Origin of the sequence: Pseudoponticoccus marisrubri (genome assembly GCF_001482405.1) — a bacterium.
GTDB lineage: Bacteria > Pseudomonadota > Alphaproteobacteria > Rhodobacterales > Rhodobacteraceae > Pseudoponticoccus > Pseudoponticoccus marisrubri.
On record NZ_LPXO01000006.1, the window covers coordinates 218,136 to 234,204 of the forward strand.

General features: G+C 69.1%; 16 protein-coding genes. 8 read left to right on the forward strand and 8 right to left on the reverse strand.

The features are described 5' to 3' along the window. Positions 1 to 56: 56 nt before the first annotated feature. The 4 genes from AVJ23_RS12165 (at position 57) to AVJ23_RS12180 (ending at position 5,782) form a co-directional block, all read left to right on the forward strand. Complete coding sequence (locus AVJ23_RS12165; RefSeq protein WP_058862459.1) at positions 57 to 848, forward strand: hormone-sensitive lipase; 792 nt, start codon at positions 57 to 59, stop codon at positions 846 to 848. 85 nt (positions 849 to 933) lie between these two features. Further along, the gene (locus AVJ23_RS12170; protein WP_058862460.1) at positions 934 to 1,479 is read left to right on the forward strand and encodes an RNA polymerase sigma factor; all 546 of its coding nucleotides are present in this window, start codon (positions 934 to 936) and stop codon (positions 1,477 to 1,479) included. Beyond that, the gene (locus AVJ23_RS12175) at positions 1,476 to 3,467 is read left to right on the forward strand and encodes a vWA domain-containing protein (RefSeq protein WP_058862461.1); all 1,992 of its coding nucleotides are present in this window, start codon (positions 1,476 to 1,478) and stop codon (positions 3,465 to 3,467) included. The genes AVJ23_RS12170 and AVJ23_RS12175 overlap by 4 nt, the downstream gene beginning before the upstream one ends. Positions 3,468 to 3,625: 158 nt before the next feature. After that, positions 3,626 to 5,782 carry an esterase-like activity of phytase family protein gene (locus tag AVJ23_RS12180; protein ID WP_058862462.1) on the forward strand — a complete coding sequence of 719 codons (2,157 nt, stop codon included), beginning with the start codon at positions 3,626 to 3,628 and terminating at the stop codon, positions 5,780 to 5,782. Positions 5,783 to 5,845: 63 nt separating this feature from the next. Here AVJ23_RS12180 and AVJ23_RS12185 read toward each other — a convergent pair whose 3' ends face one another. Beyond that, positions 5,846 to 6,751: a LysR family transcriptional regulator gene (locus AVJ23_RS12185; protein ID WP_205626856.1), complete on the reverse strand. Its 906-nt coding sequence runs from the start codon at positions 6,749 to 6,751 to the stop codon at positions 5,846 to 5,848. Between the two features lie 99 nt (positions 6,752 to 6,850). On the opposite strand from AVJ23_RS12185, the gene AVJ23_RS12190 reads away from it, so the two are divergent. After that, on the forward strand, positions 6,851 to 7,846 hold the full coding sequence (locus AVJ23_RS12190; RefSeq protein WP_058862463.1) for an NAD(P)-dependent alcohol dehydrogenase: 996 nt from the start codon (positions 6,851 to 6,853) through the stop codon (positions 7,844 to 7,846). Between the two features lie 63 nt (positions 7,847 to 7,909). On the opposite strand, the gene AVJ23_RS12195 is transcribed toward AVJ23_RS12190, so the two are convergent. The 7 genes from AVJ23_RS12195 to AVJ23_RS12225 all read right to left on the reverse strand — a co-directional run bounded on the left by AVJ23_RS12195 (position 7,910) and on the right by AVJ23_RS12225 (position 14,425). Continuing rightward, positions 7,910 to 8,383: an Hsp20 family protein gene (locus AVJ23_RS12195; protein ID WP_058862464.1), complete on the reverse strand. Its 474-nt coding sequence runs from the start codon at positions 8,381 to 8,383 to the stop codon at positions 7,910 to 7,912. 146 nt (positions 8,384 to 8,529) lie between these two features. After that, positions 8,530 to 9,276 (reverse strand): trypsin-like serine peptidase, encoded by a 747-nt coding sequence (locus AVJ23_RS12200; RefSeq protein WP_240484626.1) that lies wholly within the window; start codon positions 9,274 to 9,276, stop codon positions 8,530 to 8,532. A 56-nt stretch (positions 9,277 to 9,332) separates the two neighbouring features. Then, entirely contained in the window at positions 9,333 to 10,055 is a 723-nt protein-coding gene (locus AVJ23_RS12205) for a trypsin-like serine peptidase (RefSeq protein ID WP_084794537.1), read from the reverse strand. Positions 10,056 to 10,201: 146 nt separating this feature from the next. Then, entirely contained in the window at positions 10,202 to 11,494 is a 1,293-nt protein-coding gene (gene glcF / locus AVJ23_RS12210; RefSeq protein ID WP_058862467.1) for a glycolate oxidase subunit GlcF, read from the reverse strand. A gap of 1 nt (position 11,495) precedes the next feature. Next, on the reverse strand, positions 11,496 to 11,834 hold the full coding sequence (locus AVJ23_RS12215; protein ID WP_058862468.1) for a hypothetical protein: 339 nt from the start codon (positions 11,832 to 11,834) through the stop codon (positions 11,496 to 11,498). Further along, positions 11,834 to 12,955 carry an FAD-binding protein gene (locus AVJ23_RS12220; protein ID WP_058862548.1) on the reverse strand — a complete coding sequence of 374 codons (1,122 nt, stop codon included), beginning with the start codon at positions 12,953 to 12,955 and terminating at the stop codon, positions 11,834 to 11,836. The genes AVJ23_RS12215 and AVJ23_RS12220 overlap by 1 nt, the downstream gene beginning before the upstream one ends. 21 nt (positions 12,956 to 12,976) lie before the next feature. Then, on the reverse strand, positions 12,977 to 14,425 hold the full coding sequence (locus AVJ23_RS12225) for an FAD-linked oxidase C-terminal domain-containing protein (protein ID WP_058862469.1): 1,449 nt from the start codon (positions 14,423 to 14,425) through the stop codon (positions 12,977 to 12,979). A gap of 136 nt (positions 14,426 to 14,561) precedes the next feature. Here AVJ23_RS12225 and AVJ23_RS12230 point away from each other — a divergent pair, with 136 nt between their 5' ends. Genes AVJ23_RS12230 through AVJ23_RS12240 form a run of 3 tightly spaced genes read left to right on the forward strand, consistent with a single transcriptional unit; the run spans position 14,562 to position 16,063 of the window. Further along, entirely contained in the window at positions 14,562 to 14,972 is a 411-nt protein-coding gene (locus tag AVJ23_RS12230) for a CopD family protein (RefSeq protein ID WP_058862470.1), read from the forward strand. Then, positions 14,973 to 15,683 (forward strand): DUF599 domain-containing protein, encoded by a 711-nt coding sequence (locus tag AVJ23_RS12235; RefSeq protein ID WP_058862471.1) that lies wholly within the window; start codon positions 14,973 to 14,975, stop codon positions 15,681 to 15,683. Positions 15,684 to 15,718: 35 nt separating this feature from the next. After that, on the forward strand, positions 15,719 to 16,063 hold the full coding sequence (locus tag AVJ23_RS12240) for a hypothetical protein (protein WP_058862472.1): 345 nt from the start codon (positions 15,719 to 15,721) through the stop codon (positions 16,061 to 16,063). Positions 16,064 to 16,069 lie beyond the last annotated feature (6 nt).

Below are 16,069 nucleotides of genomic sequence, written 5' to 3' on the forward strand. Positions count from 1 at the left end.
TGGCATCATGGAAACCACCTGATGCCGTGAAAGTACAGACCTGCCGGAGCCGACACATGGATCTCGACGACGCCTACGCCAATGCCCCCTACATTCCCGACGCGGCCGCGTTTCCGCCGCGCTGGGCCAGCGCGGCCGAGGCGTATCGCATGCGGATGTCGGTCTCCGGCAAGGCGCGTCTGGGGGTGATGTACGGTCATGGAACGCGGCAGGCCATGGATCTGTTCCTGCCCGATGGCCCGCCGGCGGGGCTGGCCGTCTTCGTGCATGGCGGCTACTGGCTGAAATTCGACCGCTCGGACTGGTCGCATCTGGCCGAGGGCGCGCGGGCGCGCGGCTGGGCCGTGGCGCTGCCCTCCTACGATCTTTGCCCGCGGGTGCGCATCGGCGACATCACCCGGCAGGTGGCGCAGGCGATCAGCGTCGCCGCGCAGGAGGTGCCGGGCCCGATCCGGCTGGCCGGGCATTCCGCAGGCGGGCATCTCGTGGCGCGCATGACGGCGCCGGGCGTGCTGGGCGACAGCGTGGCGCAGCGGCTGGCCCATGTCATGGCGATCTCGCCCGTGGCCGACCTGCGCCCGCTGCGCGAGACCGCGATGAACCGCGATCTCAAGATCGACGGGGCCGAGGCGCAGGCCGAAAGCCCGGTGCTCGCGCCGCGCCCGGCGGTGCCCGTCTCGGTCTGGGTCGGGGCCGAGGAACGGCCCGTCTTCCTCGAACAGGCCGCGGCGCTGGCCAACGCTTGGCAGGCAGGCCACGTGATCGACCCCGGGCGGCACCATTTCGACGTGATCGACGCGCTGGCCGATCCCGACAGCGCCATGCTGCGCCGCTGGCTGGACCTCTGAGCCCGAAACCTTCCGCAAGGTCAAGGTTTCCGGGTAGGGTTTCCAAGGATTGCCGCCCGGCCTGCGTCCAAGTCACAAGATGCGCATGGATGTGAGCGACGAAACCCTGGCCCGGGCGGCGGCTGATGGCGACCGGCAGGCCTTTGCGGCCCTGGTCGGGCGGGTCTATGACCGGGTCTATGCCTATGCCTACCGCGTGACCGGCAGCAAGGCCGATGCCGAGGATCTGGCACAGGACATCTGCGCCGCCCTGCCGGTCAAGCTGAAGGGCTGGCGCGGCGAGGCACGGGTGACCACCTGGCTCTACCGCATCACCGTCAACGCCGCGCGAGACCGGTTCCGGCGGCAGGCCAGTTTCGCCCGCGCCGCCGATGGCTGGGGCGACTGGGAACTGGCGCGCCGCGCCGAGGCGGCCGAGACGGCCGAGCGGGTCGACTGGCTGCACGCGGCGATGACGGCGCTGAACCGCGACCTGCGCGAGACGCTGGCGCTGGTGCTTGACGGGGTCAGCCATGGCGAGGCCGCATCCATCCTCGGGATCTCCGAGGGCACGGTCAGCTGGCGCATCTCGGAGGCGAAGAAGAGGCTGCGGGCCATCCGGGCGGCCGAGGCCGAGGAGACGAAGGCATGAGCGACGAGTTCGACGATCTGAAGCGCGCCTGGGACGACGCGACGCCCGCGCCCGACCCCGCGCGCCGGGCCGAGGCGCTTGCGCTGGCGATGAAAAACTTCGACCGGCTCCAAGAAACCGAAGAGACCGCGCGTCAGACCTCCGAAGCCCCGAAGACGGGGCCTTTCAGAGGAGTACGACAGATGATCGCCCAGTTCTCGACCCGCGGGATCCTGACCGCCACCACCGCCCTGGCCGCCGTTGCGCTGGTCGCCGTGCTGCCCGTGCTGCGCGACACGCCCGATGCGCCGTCGAACGGCGTGCTGGACATGTTCTCGCCCGGCGCGGATGCGCCCGTGCCGAGCACCACGACCAGCGCCCCTCAGCCGCAACTCGCGCCGCCGGCCGAAAGCATGGTGAAACGCGCCCCCGACCCGGTCGCGCCTGCCGCCGATCCGGCGCCCTCGGCGGGGCGCGCGCATAACGCGGCGAACCCTCCGGTCGCCCGTCCGATGAACCGGGCCGCCAACACCCAGTCCGGCGGACTCATGAGCCTGTCGCCGGAAGGCGGCAGCCCGGGGCAGTTGCTGGGCCTGCCCGCCGACACCCGACCGCTGTCCGAGGCCACGAGTGACCGCTTCCCCGAGGTGGAGGCCAACGGGCTGAAGGTCACGGTCGAGGAGCCGGTCTCGACATTCTCGATCGACGTGGACACGGCCTCGTGGTCGATGCTGCGCAATTACCTGAGCAACGGGCAGCTGCCCCCGGACGGCGCGGTGCGGATCGAGGAGATGGTGAACTATTTCACCTATGACTACCCGGCGCCGGAGGGCGAGGTGCCCTTTGCGACCAGTGTCGGGGTCACCGACACGCCGTGGCGGGAGGGCACGCAGATCGTGCATATCGGCCTGCAGGGCGCGCTGCCGGCCGAGCGTCCGCCGATGAACCTCGTCTTCCTGATCGACACGTCGGGCAGCATGAACCAGCCCAACAAGCTGCCGCTGCTCAAGCAGAGCTTCCGGCTGATGCTCGGCCAGCTGACCGAGGCGGACAGCGTCTCGATCGTCACCTATGCCGGCAGCGCGGGCCGCGTGCTGGACCCCACGCCCGCCACCGACCGCGACACCATTCTTGCCGCGCTCGACCGGCTGGAGGCCGGCGGCAGCACCGCCGGGCAGGCCGGGCTGCAACAGGCCTATGCCACGGCCCAGGAGATGTCTGAGGCGGGCGAGGTCAGCCGCGTGATCCTGGCCACGGATGGCGATTTCAACGTCGGCATCAGCGATCCCGACGACCTCGAGGCCTTCATCGCCGACAAGCGCGAGGACGGCACCTACCTGTCCGTGCTGGGCTTTGGCCGGGGCAACCTGAACGACGCAGGGATGCAGGCGCTGGCGCAGGCGGGCAACGGCATGGCGGCCTATATCGACACGCTGGCCGAGGCGCAGAAGGTGCTGGTGGACCAGCTGACCGGCGCGCTGGTGCCCATTGCCGACGACGTGAAGATCCAGGTGGAGTTCAACCCCGCCGCGGTCGCCGAGTACCGGCTGATCGGCTACGAGACCCGGGCGCTGAACCGCGAGGATTTCAACAATGACCGCGTGGATGCCGGCGAGATCGGCGCCGGCCACCAGGTCACCGCGCTCTACGAGATCACGCCCGTGGGCTCGGACGCGCGGCTGACCGACCCGCTGCGCTACAGCGCTGCGGCCCCGGCCGGCGAGACGGACGAGCTGGGCTTCTTGCGGCTGCGCTACAAGGCGCCGGGTGAGGCGGAGAGCCGGCTGATCGAGACACCCATCGCGGCCGATGCCGAACCGCTGGCCGAGGCCGATTTCGCGCTGGCCATCGCCGGGTTCGGCCAGATCCTGCGCGGCTCGGACCTGATCGGGTCGTGGAGCATGGGCGATGCCATTGCGCTGGCGCAGGGCGCGCGCGGCACCGATCCCTATGGCTACCGGCAAGAGGCGATCACGCTGATGCGCCTGGCCGAAAGTCTGGACCGGTAAACCGCCCCTCTGCGCCCCCTGCCCGCCGGGACAGGGGGCGCGGACCTGCCGCAAGGTCACCCGCATCGCGCGGTTTAACCTCAGCGTCACGGAACTGTCATCCTGCCGTTACCGAGCGGCCCCAGTGAGGTCCCCGAACCAATTGACAGGGGACCCACATGCATTTCCGCACGATTTGCCTGACCAGCGCGCTGGCGCTGAGCGCCGCGACCGCCCATGCCGGCGCGCATGGCGAGATGAATTTCAACCGCATCGCCTCGTTCGCGACCGTGTCCAACATGGCCGAGGGCGAAGACACCTCGCGCGAGACCTCGGCCGAGATCATCGCCGCGACCGCGGATGGCATGACGCTGGTCTATACCGACAGCCCGCTGGGTGTGCTGGGCCGCATCGACATCACCGACCCCGCCAACCCGCAGCCCTTGGGCAACATCGCCCTGGGCGGCGAGCCGACCGCGGTGGGCATTGCCGGCGGCATGGCCATCGTGGGCGTCAACACCTCCGCCTCCTACACCGACCCCTCGGGCTACCTGGCGGCGATCAACATCGATGACGGCTCCGAGGCCGAGCAATGCGACCTGGGCGGCCAGCCCGACAGTGTCGCGATCGCCAAGGATGGCAGCTTTGCCGCCGTGGCCATCGAGAACGAGCGCGACGAAGACCTGGGCGATGGCCGCGTCGGCCAGATGCCCGCGGGCTTTCTCGTCAAGGTCGGCCTGACCGCCGAGGGCCTGCCCGATTGCGACACGCTGCAGAAGATCGAGCTGACCGGTCTGGCCGATGTGGCACCCGAGGATCCCGAGCCCGAATTCGTCGACATCAATGCGCTGGGCGAGGTCGTCGTCTCGCTGCAGGAAAACAACCACATGGTCGTGGTCGGCGCCGATGGCAGCGTGATGAGCCATTTCTCGGCCGGTGCGGTCGACCTCGAGGGGATCGACACCACCGAGGAAGGCGCGCTGACCTTCACCGACAGCCAGTCCGGCGTGGTGCGCGAACCCGATGCGGTCAAGTGGCTGGATGACAACCACTTCGCCACCGCGAACGAGGGCGACATGGATGGCGGCTCGCGCGGGTGGACGATCTTCCACAAGGACGGAACGGTCGTCTACGAATCCGGCACCAGCTTTGAGCGGGCGCTGATCGAGATCGGCCACTACCCCGAGGAACGCTCGGGCAACAAGGGTGTCGAGCCCGAGTCGATCGAGACCGCCACCTTCGGCGACACACCGATGGTCTTCGTGGGCTCCGAGCGCGGCTCGGTCGTGGGGGTCTATGACGTGACCGACCCGACCGCCCCGGTGCTCAAGCAACTGCTGCCCTCGGGCATCGGGCCGGAGGGCTATGTCGCCCTGCCCGAGCGCAACCTGCTGGTCTCGGCCAACGAGGTCGGCGATGCGGGTCCGAACGCCCATGTCATGCTGTTCGAATATGCCGAGGGCGCGGCCAGCTACCCGCAGCTGACCTCGGCCGGCGCGGATGAGCTGATCGGCTGGGGCGCGATCTCGGGCATGGTCGCCGGCGAGAACGGCATCGTCTACGCGGTCAATGACAGCTTCTACGGCATGCAGCCGACCATCTTCACCATCGACACCACGCAGAGCCCGGCGCGGATCACCGATGCGCTGCGCATCACCCGCGAAGGCGCGCCGGCCCAGCTGATGGACATGGAAGGTATCGCGCTGGACGGTGACGGCGGGTTCTACGTCGCCTCCGAGGGCCGGCTGGACCGCGGCATCCTGCACGCGATCCACCACGTCTCGGCGGAGGGCGAGATCGAAGAGACCATCCCCTTCCCCAAGGGCATCATGGCCGTGGAACGCCGCTGGGCCGCCGAGGGCGTGGCCAAGGTGGGCGACACGCTCTGGGTGGCGATCCAGCGTGAGTTCGACGACGACCCCGAGAACCACACCAAGCTGCTCGCCTATAACCTCGAAAGCGGCGAATGGGGCGCCGTGCACTATCCCAAGGAAGCGGCCGAGAGCGGCTGGGTCGGGCTGTCCGAGATCACCGCGCATGACGATCACGTCTACCTGATCGAGCGCGACAACAAGTTCTCGGACGCGCAGGTCAAGCAGATCACCCGCGTCTCGGTCGACCAGCTCACGCCGGCGCCCATCGGCTCCGAGCTGCCGGTGGTCGAGAAGGAAGTGGTCTATGACCTGATCCCCGACCTGAAGGCACAGGGCGGCTACGTGGTCGACAAGGTCGAGGGGCTGGCCATCTTCGAGGACGGCACCACCTGGGTGTCGACCGACAATGACGGTGTCGATGACAGCTCGGGCGAGACCTTCTTCTGGACTGTCCAGTTCTGATTTCGGTCGCGTGACCAAACTGGCGCCCCGCGGCTTCCGCGGGGCGTTTTCCGTTTGCGGGGCTCAGCGGGGGGCGTCCTCCAGCAGGCCGGGCAGCATCTCGGCCAGCAGGTCCCAGACCAGCCGCACCCGCGGGCTGGTGCGCAGTTCGCGATGAGCGACCAGCCAGACCGGGTAGGTGAAGGCCGGCTCGGGCAGCACGCGGCGCATCCGCGGATCGGCATCGCCCAGCCCGCAGGGCCCCACGCCGATGCCCAGCCCGGCGCAGGCCAGTTCCCAATGCACCGGGTGGCTGCTGCCCATCGCGGGGAAATTCGCCTCGGTCACGGCGATGCCGTGCCGCACCAACGCATCGATGAAGGTCTTGTTGTCGTCGAAGCCCACGAAATCGGCGCGCGCCAGTTCGGCCTCGGTCGCGACCGGGCCCAGCCGCGCCAGGTAGTCGGGCGTCGCGTAGAAAGAGGCGCGGTCCTCGGCCACCCGCTTGCCGATCAGGTCGGGTTGGTCGGGCCGGGCGTTGCGGATCGCGATATCGGCCTCGCGCCGCTTGAGGTCGCGGATCTGGTTCGAGGCGACGACCTCGACCGAGATGCCCGGCGCCTCGTCGCGCAGCCGCCGCAGGATCGGGGGCATCAGCCATTGCGAGTAGATCTCGGAGGCGGTCACCGCCACGTGCCCCTCGACCGTCTCGGCCTGTCCGCTGGCCGCCAGCGAGACCGAGGCCGCCGCCTCGCCCATCAGCCGCACGTGATCGACCAGCAGCGCGCCGGTCCGGGTCAGCACCAGCCCGCGGCCGACCCGTTCGAACAGGGTCACGCCCAGCTCTTCCTCAAGCGCCGCGACCTGCCGGCCCAGTGTCGGCTGGGTCATGTTGAGCGCGCGCGCCGCTGCCGAGAGCGAGCCCTCTTCCGCGGTGACCAGAAAGGCCCGCGCGCGGTTCCAGTCGAAAGTGACAGAGCGCCAATCCATGCGTTCATGCATGGGATCTATCAGCATAGAGTCAATATCCCGACGCCCATGCATGGCGTATTTTCCTGGTATTCGAAACGCGACGGGAAAGGACAGGACATGCAAGCAGCAATCTACACGGCCTATGGCGCGGCCGACCAGGTGAGAGTGACGCAGCGCCCCGTCCCCGCGCCCGGCGCGAAAGAGGTGCTGATCCGGGTCGGCGCCGCCGCGCTGACCACGGCCGACTGGCGGCTGCGCGCCTCGGCCTTTCCCGGGATGCTCTGGCTGCCCGGACGGCTGATGACCGGGCTCTTCGCCCCGAAACAGCAGGTGCTGGGCAACTCGATGGCGGGTACGGTGGTGGCGGTCGGCGCAGCGGTGACGCGGTTCTCGGTCGGGCAGCGGGTCTTCGGCTTTGTCGGCCATGGCGCCCATGCCGAGTATCTCGCCGTCTCGGAAGAAGCCGCGCTGGTTCCGACGCCCGAGGCGCTGGACGATGCCGGGGCCGCCGCGCTGCCTTTCGGCGCGCTCTCGGCGCTGGTCTTCCTGCGCGACGTGGCGCAGCTGGCGACCGGGCAGCACGTGCTGATCGTGGGCGCCTCGGGCGGCGTGGGGGCCTATGCCACCCAGATCGCCCGGGCCATGGGTGCGCATGTCACGGCGGTGGCCGGGCCGGGGCGCGACGCGGCGCTGCGCGGGCTGGGGGCCCACCGGGTCATCGACTACCGGCAGGAGGATCCCGACGCGGCGCGCGCGGCCTATGACGTGGTGCTCGACACGGTCGGCGCGACCTCGTGGCGGCAGATGCGCCGCGCGATCAGGCCGGGCGGGGTCTACGTGCCGCTCAACTTCACCCAGCGCGAGATCTGGCACGCGCTGCGCGCGAAGCTGACCGGCGGGCCGCGCGTGGCGCTGGCCGTCAGTGGCGACACGGCCGAGGACCTGGCCGAGATCACCGCCATGGTGCAGGCCGGCACCCTGCGCCCGGTGATCGACAGCCGCTTTCCGCTGGCCCGGATCGCAGAGGCCCATGCCAAGGTCGAAAGCCGCCACGCCCTGGGCACCGTGGTGATCGACATGGCGGATGCGGCCAGCCCCGCCCGCGCCGCGTAAGTGACGCATGAAAAAGGCCCCGGGAACATCCCGGGGCCCGCACTCTGAACCGGAAACGCGTGATCAGTTCACGGTTTCGGCGTCCACCACGTCCTTCTCGACCGCCGAGGTGTTCGGCTTGGCGATGGCGATCCGACGCGGCTTCAGCGCCTCGGGGATCTCGCGCTTGAGGTCGATATGCAGCATGCCGTTTTCATGCACGGCGCCTTCGACACGCACGTGATCGGCAAGGTGGAAGCGGCGCTCGAAGGCGCGAGTGGCGATGCCGCGATGCAGGTAGGTCTTGGCGTCGCGCTCGTCCGACTTGCGGGCCGACACGACAAGGGCCTGTTCCTTGACCTCGACGGAGAGGTCGTCATCCGAGAACCCGGCCACGGCGATCGAGATGCGATAGGCATCATCGGCCGTCTTCTCGATATTGTAGGGCGGATAGCCCGGCTGGGCGTTCTCGCTGGCCAGAACGCGGTCCATCATCTCGGCCACCTGGTCGAAGCCGACAGTGGCGCGGTAGAGCGGGGCAAGATCGAAATGTCGCATGGAATCCTCCTTTGAGCGATACCTGTTTGCTTGCGGCGCCTTCCCTGCGGGACAGGCGTCTTTGCGGTGCCGGGACCCGGTCTGTGGCGTCCCGACACCGCCTATTTGGGCAATGTCCGGCGCGTTTCAAGAGGGGAATTCGCGCCTTACGGCCGGACGAAACGGGCGCCGGTCTCGTTGCGCTGCCCGGCATCCAGCCGACGCGCGCCGATGCTGATCTTGGGGCGCGCGGCGTCGCGGCGCAGCCGGCCCATCAGCACGGCCACATGCGTGTGCAGCCGCATCCCGAAGGCCGCCTTGCCGCCATCCTGCATGCGCCCCAGCGCCGAGATCACCGACAGGATGCGCATCCGCCCGTCGACCGAGACAAAGACCGGCGCGCCGGACGAGCCGAAGGTGACATCGCAGTCGAAGGCCAGCACCCCGTCGCTGTACTCGGCCGTCAGGTCGCAGCTGCGTTCGCGCGACAGCACCTCTTCGCGCCCCTGCCCGTAAGAGACCACGCTGACCCGCGTGCCGGCGCGGCTGGACTGGTGCACGCGGAAGGGATCGGCCTCGGCACTGACCACCGCGCGGTCCAGCCGCAGGAGCGCCACGTCATTGGCGATCATCGTGCCGTTCAGCTGGCCCCCGGCGCTGTCGCGGAAGCCAGAGGCGGCAAGCCAGCGCACCACCTTGCGGTCGGCGATGGACTGGCCGCGGTGATAGCCCGCGCGAAAGCCGATCCGTGCCGCGGGGATCGGCCGGCCCGTGTCGTCGAACAGGCAATGCGCCGCGGTCAGCACCACGTCGCGCGCGATCAGCGTACCGGTGCAGAACCCGTCGCCGGTCTCGACCCGGCCCACCGCCTCCCAGCCCAGAAGTTCGCCGCGCTGGTCCATCCGGTCGAACACCGCCTGTGCCCGGGACGGGGCCGGCAGGCCGGCCAGCAGCAGCGCCGCGAGATATGTCAGGGCTTTATGAATTTGGCCCCCGTTTCCCGGCGGCTGCCCGCCGGCATGCGCTCCAGCCCCGCGCCGGGATCGCCCTGCCGCGCCAGTGCCAGCTTCACGATCTGCAGCGGGCCGTCCAGATCCGTGGCCAGCGAGACCGGCGCGCCGTTCGCCTCGGCCTTGGCCGAGACGACCGAGACGATGCGCGGGGTGCCTTCGAGGTCGAAGCGGAACACGGGCGAGCCGGATGCGCCGAAATCCACCGCGCAGGACAGTACCAGCATGCCCGACTGGCGCGCCATGACACGGCAGAGATCCTGCAGCGCGGGCGCCTCGGAGCGATCATGCGCGTAGGAGACCACCCCGACCGAAGCGCCGGCCTCGGGCGCGGCCTCGGTCGCGAAGGGCAGGATGGTGGTGTTGCGGATCGGGTGCTGCAGCTCGATCAGCGCGAGGTCGGTGCCCACCCGCGCGACATCGGCCGCTTCGGCAAAGACGTAGTCGGGATGCGGCACCGCCTTGCGAATGCGCCGGTAGGCCGCCGCGCGACCGTTGCGCCAGCCGGCCAGGAACTGGATGTCATCGACCGGCACGCGCGCCCCGGTGCCGGGATCATACAGGCAATGCGCCGCGGTCAGCACCAGTTCGGGCGCGATCAGCGCGCCGGTGCAGAAGGCCTCGCCCGCGATTTCCAGCCGGCCGACCGCCTCCCAGGCGCGGCCATCCTGGTTGCTTTCCATGGTGAACAGGCCCTGGGCGCCGGCAGCCGCCGCCCAGACCCAAAGGCCTACCGCCAGTATTGCGCGCACGTCTTGTCCCTCGATGCCCCCGGTTTGGATCGGATTTATCCAAACTCTTAGGCAAAATTAGGGCAGAGGCGCCTCGATCAGCTTGGCTGGCCCAGCGCGCGTGGCCGCGGCCCCCCGGTCGCCCAGTCCAGCAGCTCGACGCTGTGCACCACGGGAATCTCCGTGCCCGAGCCGATCTGCATCATGCAGCCGATATTGCCCGCGGCGATCACGTCCGGCGCCTTGACCTCGAGCGTGCGGACCTTGCGCTCCTTCAGCTGCTTCGAGATCTCGGGCTGCATCAGGTTGTAGGTCCCGGCCGAGCCGCAGCACAGGTGGCTGTCGGCGGGCTCCACGACCTCGAAACCGGCGCGTTTCAGCAGGTCCTTGGGGGCGGACTTGATCTTCTGGCCGTGCTGCAGCGAGCAGGCCGCGTGATAGGCGACCTTGAGGCCCTGCGGCGCGCCCTCGGGGATCTCCAGCGTCTTGAGCAGCTCGCTCACATCCATGGCGATGCCGGCCACCCGCTCGGCCTGGTCGGCCAGCCTGGTGTTGCGGAACATGTGGCCGTAATCCTTCACCGTGGTGCCGCAGCCCGAGGTGTTGATGACCACGGCATCCAGCCCGTCGCCCTCGATCTCGGCGGTCCAGGCGCGGATGTTCTTCTCGGCGGTGGCGTGGCTTTCGTCGGTCTTGCCCATGTGATGGGTCAGCGCGCCGCAGCAGCCCGCGCCCTTCGCGACCACCACCTCGCAGCCCAGCCGCGTCAGCAGGCGGATCGTGGCATCGTTGATATCGGTGTTCAGCGCCCGCTGGGCGCAGCCGGTCATCAGCGCCACGCGCTTGCGCCGCGGGCCCTTGGCGGGAAAGCTCTGCGGGTCGTCGTTGCGGCTGACCGGCGGGATCTGCTTCGGCGCCATCTCGAGCATGGCGCGCAGCCGGGCATCGGGCATCAGCCTCGCGAACGGCCGGCCGATCTTGGCGCCCAGCAGGGCCACGCGGAACCGCGTGGGATAGGGCAGGATGCGGGCCAGCACCCAGCGCAGGGCGCGGTCGGACCACGGGCGGTCATAATGTTTCTCGATATAGTCCCGCGCGTGGTCCACGAGATGCATGTAATGCACGCCCGAGGGGCAGGTCGTCATGCAGGCGAGGCAGGACAGGCAGCGGTCGATATGCTTGACCGTCTTCTCGTCGGGCACGCGCTCGTTCTCGAGCATGTCCTTGATCAGATAGATGCGGCCGCGCGGGCTGTCCAGCTCGTCGCCCAGCACCTGGTAGGTCGGGCAGGTCGCGGTGCAGAAACCGCAATGCACGCAGGTGCGCAGGATCTGGTTGGCCCGGGCGGTGCCCGGATCCTTCAGTTGATCATCGGTGAAATTGGTTTGCATGTCAGACCATCATTCGGGCCGTGGCCAGTCCGAACCACGGCAGTGTCGTTGCCATCAGCGCCACGATCGTGACCCAGCGATGCAGGCGCGGCCCGCTGGCACGACGGCGCAGCGCCATCGCGACCATGGCGATGGCCAGCACCCAGGCCAGCCAGAGCATCGCCAGCGAGCCCGCGGCCGAGCGGCCCTGCAGCGCGAGCGCTGCCGCCATGGTCAGCGCCATCGCGACGGCCAGCGCGCCCAGGGTCCGGACGCCATGCGGCAGACGCAGCAGCAGGGCGCAAAGCAGCGGCCCGCCGACAAAGGTCATGCCGAAGGCGATCAGGACCGGTGGCGCCATCAGACGAGGATCCCGGGGTTCAGGATGCCCCGCGGGTCGAAGCGCTGTTTGAGCCCGCGCGACAGCGCAGCGATCGCCGCGGGCTGCGGCTGGAACATGGGCAGATCGCCCGTGCCGCGCACCTGCGTGGCGTACCCGTCATAGGCGCCCAGCCGTTCGCGCGCATCGGTGCCGGCGGGCAGCAGCGCCCAGATCAGCCCGCCCGCCCAGTCGAAGAGCTGCGCCTCGGCCTGCAGCCGCAGGGCCAGTTCCGGCGCGTCCGAGGGCTTGCACGAGATGCGCCAGACATCGCCGTCCCGGCCGTGCAGCTTGTCCACGTCGCGCACCCGGCGCCATGTGTCGGCCACCGCCTCGGGGTCGCTTTCGACGCGCACCTCGTGCAGGCCGAACATGGCCTGCAGCGCGGAGGCGCGATAGGCGACCGACTGGGCAAACCCCTCGATCCGCAGCATGGTGACCGGCTGGCCCGCCGCGCTCTCGGGGTCATGCGCCGCGCCGGTGATCTCGTAGGGTGAGCCCATGGCCTCGGCCATCAGCTGCACCGCCTGTGCCACGTCCAGCCCGTCGACCAAAAGGCAGGCGGCGGCCTCGGGGCGGGGCAACACCTTGAGGCTGACCTCGCTCAGCGCGCCGAGGCTGCCCCAACTGCCGGTCATCAGCTTGACGAGGTCATAACCGGTGACGTTCTTCATCACCCGACCGCCATTTTTGATCACGGTGCCCATGCCGTCGACGAAGCGCACGCCAAGCATGTAGTCGCGGCAGGCGCCGGCCTGCAGACGGCGCGGCCCGCTGACATTGCCGGCGACCACGCCGCCGATCGTCGGCGCGCCGGAGGTCCCCAGCAGCCCGCGAGGATCCATCGGCTCGAAGGGCAGGCGCTGGCCCTCGGCGCGCAGCGCGGCCTCGATCTCGTCCAGCGGCGTGCCGGCCTGCGCGGCCAGCGTCAGCGCGCCGGGTTCGTAGAGCGTGATGCCCGACAGGCCGCGCGTGTCCAGCACGTCGCCGTCGCAGGTCACGCCGCGCGTACCACCGCCCTGCAGGCAGAGCGGGCCCTTCGCGTCGCGGACCGCCTCAGCCAGTTGCGCCTCGGTTTCGGGCGCAAGGCCCGGCTTGTTCATCGTCTCGATCGCCAAACCGCTCTACTCCGCCGCCAGCGCCGACATGCGGCGGGCTTCCGAGGCGGCCAGCGGAAACACCTTGGCCGGGTTCAGAAGCCATTTGTCGTCGAACACGTCCTTGACCGCCATCTGCGCCTCCAGGTCGTCGGGCGCGTATTGGTCGACCATCAGGTCGCGCTTCTCGATGCCGACGCCATGTTCGCCGGTCAGGCAACCGCCCACCTCGACGCAGAGCTTGAGGATCTCGGCGCCCAGCGCCTCGCATTTCTCCAGCTGCCCGGGCGCGTTGGCATCGAACAGGATCAGCGGGTGCATGTTGCCGTCACCGGCATGAAAGACATTGGCGACCTCCAGCCCGTATTCGCCCGACAGCTCACCGATGCGGCGCAGCACGTAGGGCAGTTCCGAGACCGGAATCGTGCCGTCGAGGCACATGTAGTCGTTGATGTTGCCCATGGCGCCGAAGGCCGATTTGCGGCCCAGCCAGATGCGCGCGGCCTCATCGGCATCCTTCGCCTCGCGCAGCTCGACCGGGTCATGGCGCCGGGCGATCTGCAGGATCAGGCCCAGTTGCTCGTCGATCTCGGCCTCGGATCCCTCGACCTCGACGATCAGCAGCGCCTCGCAATCGGGATAGCCGGCCTTGGCAAAATCCTCGGTGGCGCGGATGCAGGGGCGGTCCATGAATTCGATCGCCACGGGCAGCAGCCCCGCCTTGATGATGTCGGACACGCAGGCACCGGCGACCTCGTTGCTGTCAAAGCCCATCAGCACCGGGCGCGCGCCCTCGGGCTTGCGCAGGATGCGCAGCGTCGCCTCGGTGACCACGCCCAGCTGCCCCTCGGAGCCGCAGATCAGGCCCAGAAGGTCCAGGCCACCGGAATCGAGATGCGCGCCGCCGATCTCGACCACGGTGCCGTCCATCTGCACCATGGTCACGCCCAGCAGGTTGTTGGTCGTGACGCCGTATTTCAGGCAATGCGCCCCGCCCGAGTTCATGGCGATATTGCCGGCGATGGCGCAGGCCAGCTGCGAGGACGGGTCGGGGGCATAGAAGAAATCATTCTCTTCGACCGCGCCGGTGACGCTGAGATTGGTGCGGCCGGTCTGCACCCGGATCACCCGGTTGTCGTAATCGGTCTCGAGCACCGCGTTCATCCGCGCGACGCCCAGGATCACCGAATCCGCGGTGGGCAGCGCGCCGCCGGCCAGCGAGGTGCCGGCCCCGCGCGGCACCACGGGCACGCCCTCTTCGTGGCAGATCCGCAGCACCGCGGCGACCTCCTCGGTCGTGGCGGGCAGCACGGCCGCCAGAGGCGGGCAGCGATAGGCGGTCAGCGCGTCGCATTCATAGGCCCGCGTCTCGGCCGGGTCGTGGATCACCGCATCGGCGGGCAGGACGGACAGCAGCCGTTCGACGATCCGCGCCTTGCGGGTCAGAACCGTGCTGTCGGGTGCGGGCATTTGCATGGGTCACCTCCCTTGGACGTGGGACACGTCCGAATTGGTAAAGTTATATTACCAAAACGCCCCATGAGCGAGTCATGATTGACCTGCGGCCCTGCGGCATCTTGCACTTCTCCCATCCCGATTGAATGGTGCGCCCATGGACTGGGTCAAGATCATTCATCTTCTTTGCGTCATGGGCTGGATGACCTCCATCTTTGCCGTGCCGCGCGCGCTGATCTACTGGCGGCGCGAATGGGACCGGATCGGAGAGTTCGGCCCGCTGGGCGACCTGACGGTGCGGCTCTACCGCTTTTCCGCCGGTCTGGCGGTGATCGCGCTGGGCACCGGGCTGTGGTTGGGCTGGTTCTGGGGCTGGCCCGTTTGGGTGCATGTCAAGCTGGCGCTGGTGGCTCTGCTGGCCGCGCATTACCTGTGGACCGGGCATCTGGTGCTGCGCGCCCGCAAGGGTCAGTTCGGCGAAAGCGACACCTACCTGCGCGTGTTCAACGAGATCAGCGTGATCGGCACCATCGCGATCCTCTGGGTCGTCGTGGTCAAGCCGTTCTGAATGGCCTGGGCCGGGCTGCTTGACCCGTTCGGGGCGTGGGACGTGGCCGCGCTGGCGGTGCTGATGGTCGCGTGGATCGGGTCGAGCCTGCTGATCGAGCACCCGCCCCGGCGCCGTCCCTCGACCTCGAACCTGATGGCCGGGTATCGCCGGCTCTGGATGGCCGAGTTCATCACCCGCGACCCGCGCATCTTCGACAGCCAGATCGTCGGCAACCTGCGGCAGGGTACCGCCTTCTTCGCCTCGGCCAGCATGATCGCCATCGGCGGGGGTTTTGCCCTGCTGGGCAATGCCGATCTGCTGCGCGACGCGGCGCAGGACCTGGTGCAGGAAGCGGATCCGGTGATCGTGTGGGAGATCAAGCTGATCCTGATGCAGGTCTTCGCGATCAACGCCTTCCTGAAATTCGTCTGGTCGCACCGGCTGTTCGGCTATTGCGCGGTGCTGATGGCGGCGGTGCCCAACGACCCGGCCGATCCCGCGGCGCGGCCCCGCGCGGCCAAGGCGGCCGAAATCAACATCACCGCGGCCAAGGGGTACAATCGCGGGCTGCGCTCGGTCTATTTCGGCATCGCCTCGGCGGCGTGGCTGGCCGGGGCCGTGCCGCTGATCGTGACCAGCCTGTTCACGCTGGCGGTGATCCTGCGGCGCGAGTTCACCTCGGCCTCGCGCGCGGTGCTGCTGGAGGACAGCGACCGCGCGGCTTCGTGAGTGCCCGTGCCCCGCGGTCTTGCTAGTCTGACCCCATGCGGTTCCTGATTCCCTTGCTCGCGCTTGCGGGCCCCGCCCTGGCCGAGCCCCCCGTGATCGAGGCGGTCGAAGCCGTACCGGACGGGGATGGCTGGCGCGTCTCCGTCACCCTGTCCCATCCCGATACCGGTTGGGATCACTATGCCGATGGCTGGCGGATCGAGGATGACGCGGGCCATGACCTTGGCACCCGCGTGCTGCACCATCCGCATGTGAACGAACAGCCCTTCACCCGGTCGCTGCGCTTGGCGTTAGAGGGCGACGGGCCGTTCCACGTCCGCGCGCGCTGCAGCGTCGATGGCTGGTCCGAAACGCGCGTACCGCTGGTCCTGCCCGACTAGCCGGGA

Bases quoted from the DNA above. Each gene is read 5' to 3' on its own strand.
- AVJ23_RS12165 (WP_058862459.1), top strand. From the start codon at position 57: ATGGATCTCGACGACGCCTACGCCAATGCCCCCTACATTCCCGACGCG.
- AVJ23_RS12170 (WP_058862460.1), top strand. From the start codon at position 934: ATGGATGTGAGCGACGAAACCCTGGCCCGGGCGGCGGCTGATGGCGAC.
- AVJ23_RS12175 (WP_058862461.1), top strand. From the start codon at position 1,476: ATGAGCGACGAGTTCGACGATCTGAAGCGCGCCTGGGACGACGCGACG.
- AVJ23_RS12180 (WP_058862462.1), top strand. From the start codon at position 3,626: ATGCATTTCCGCACGATTTGCCTGACCAGCGCGCTGGCGCTGAGCGCC.
- AVJ23_RS12185 (WP_205626856.1), bottom strand. From the start codon at position 6,751: ATGGATTGGCGCTCTGTCACTTTCGACTGGAACCGCGCGCGGGCCTTT.
- AVJ23_RS12190 (WP_058862463.1), top strand. From the start codon at position 6,851: ATGCAAGCAGCAATCTACACGGCCTATGGCGCGGCCGACCAGGTGAGA.
- AVJ23_RS12195 (WP_058862464.1), bottom strand. From the start codon at position 8,383: ATGCGACATTTCGATCTTGCCCCGCTCTACCGCGCCACTGTCGGCTTC.
- AVJ23_RS12205 (WP_084794537.1), bottom strand. From the start codon at position 10,055: ATGGAAAGCAACCAGGATGGCCGCGCCTGGGAGGCGGTCGGCCGGCTG.
- glcF (WP_058862467.1), bottom strand. From the start codon at position 11,494: ATGCAAACCAATTTCACCGATGATCAACTGAAGGATCCGGGCACCGCC.
- AVJ23_RS12215 (WP_058862468.1), bottom strand. From the start codon at position 11,834: ATGGCGCCACCGGTCCTGATCGCCTTCGGCATGACCTTTGTCGGCGGG.
- AVJ23_RS12220 (WP_058862548.1), bottom strand. From the start codon at position 12,955: ATGAACAAGCCGGGCCTTGCGCCCGAAACCGAGGCGCAACTGGCTGAG.
- AVJ23_RS12225 (WP_058862469.1), bottom strand. From the start codon at position 14,425: ATGCAAATGCCCGCACCCGACAGCACGGTTCTGACCCGCAAGGCGCGG.
- AVJ23_RS12230 (WP_058862470.1), top strand. From the start codon at position 14,562: ATGGACTGGGTCAAGATCATTCATCTTCTTTGCGTCATGGGCTGGATG.
- AVJ23_RS12235 (WP_058862471.1), top strand. From the start codon at position 14,973: ATGGCCTGGGCCGGGCTGCTTGACCCGTTCGGGGCGTGGGACGTGGCC.
- AVJ23_RS12240 (WP_058862472.1), top strand. From the start codon at position 15,719: ATGCGGTTCCTGATTCCCTTGCTCGCGCTTGCGGGCCCCGCCCTGGCC.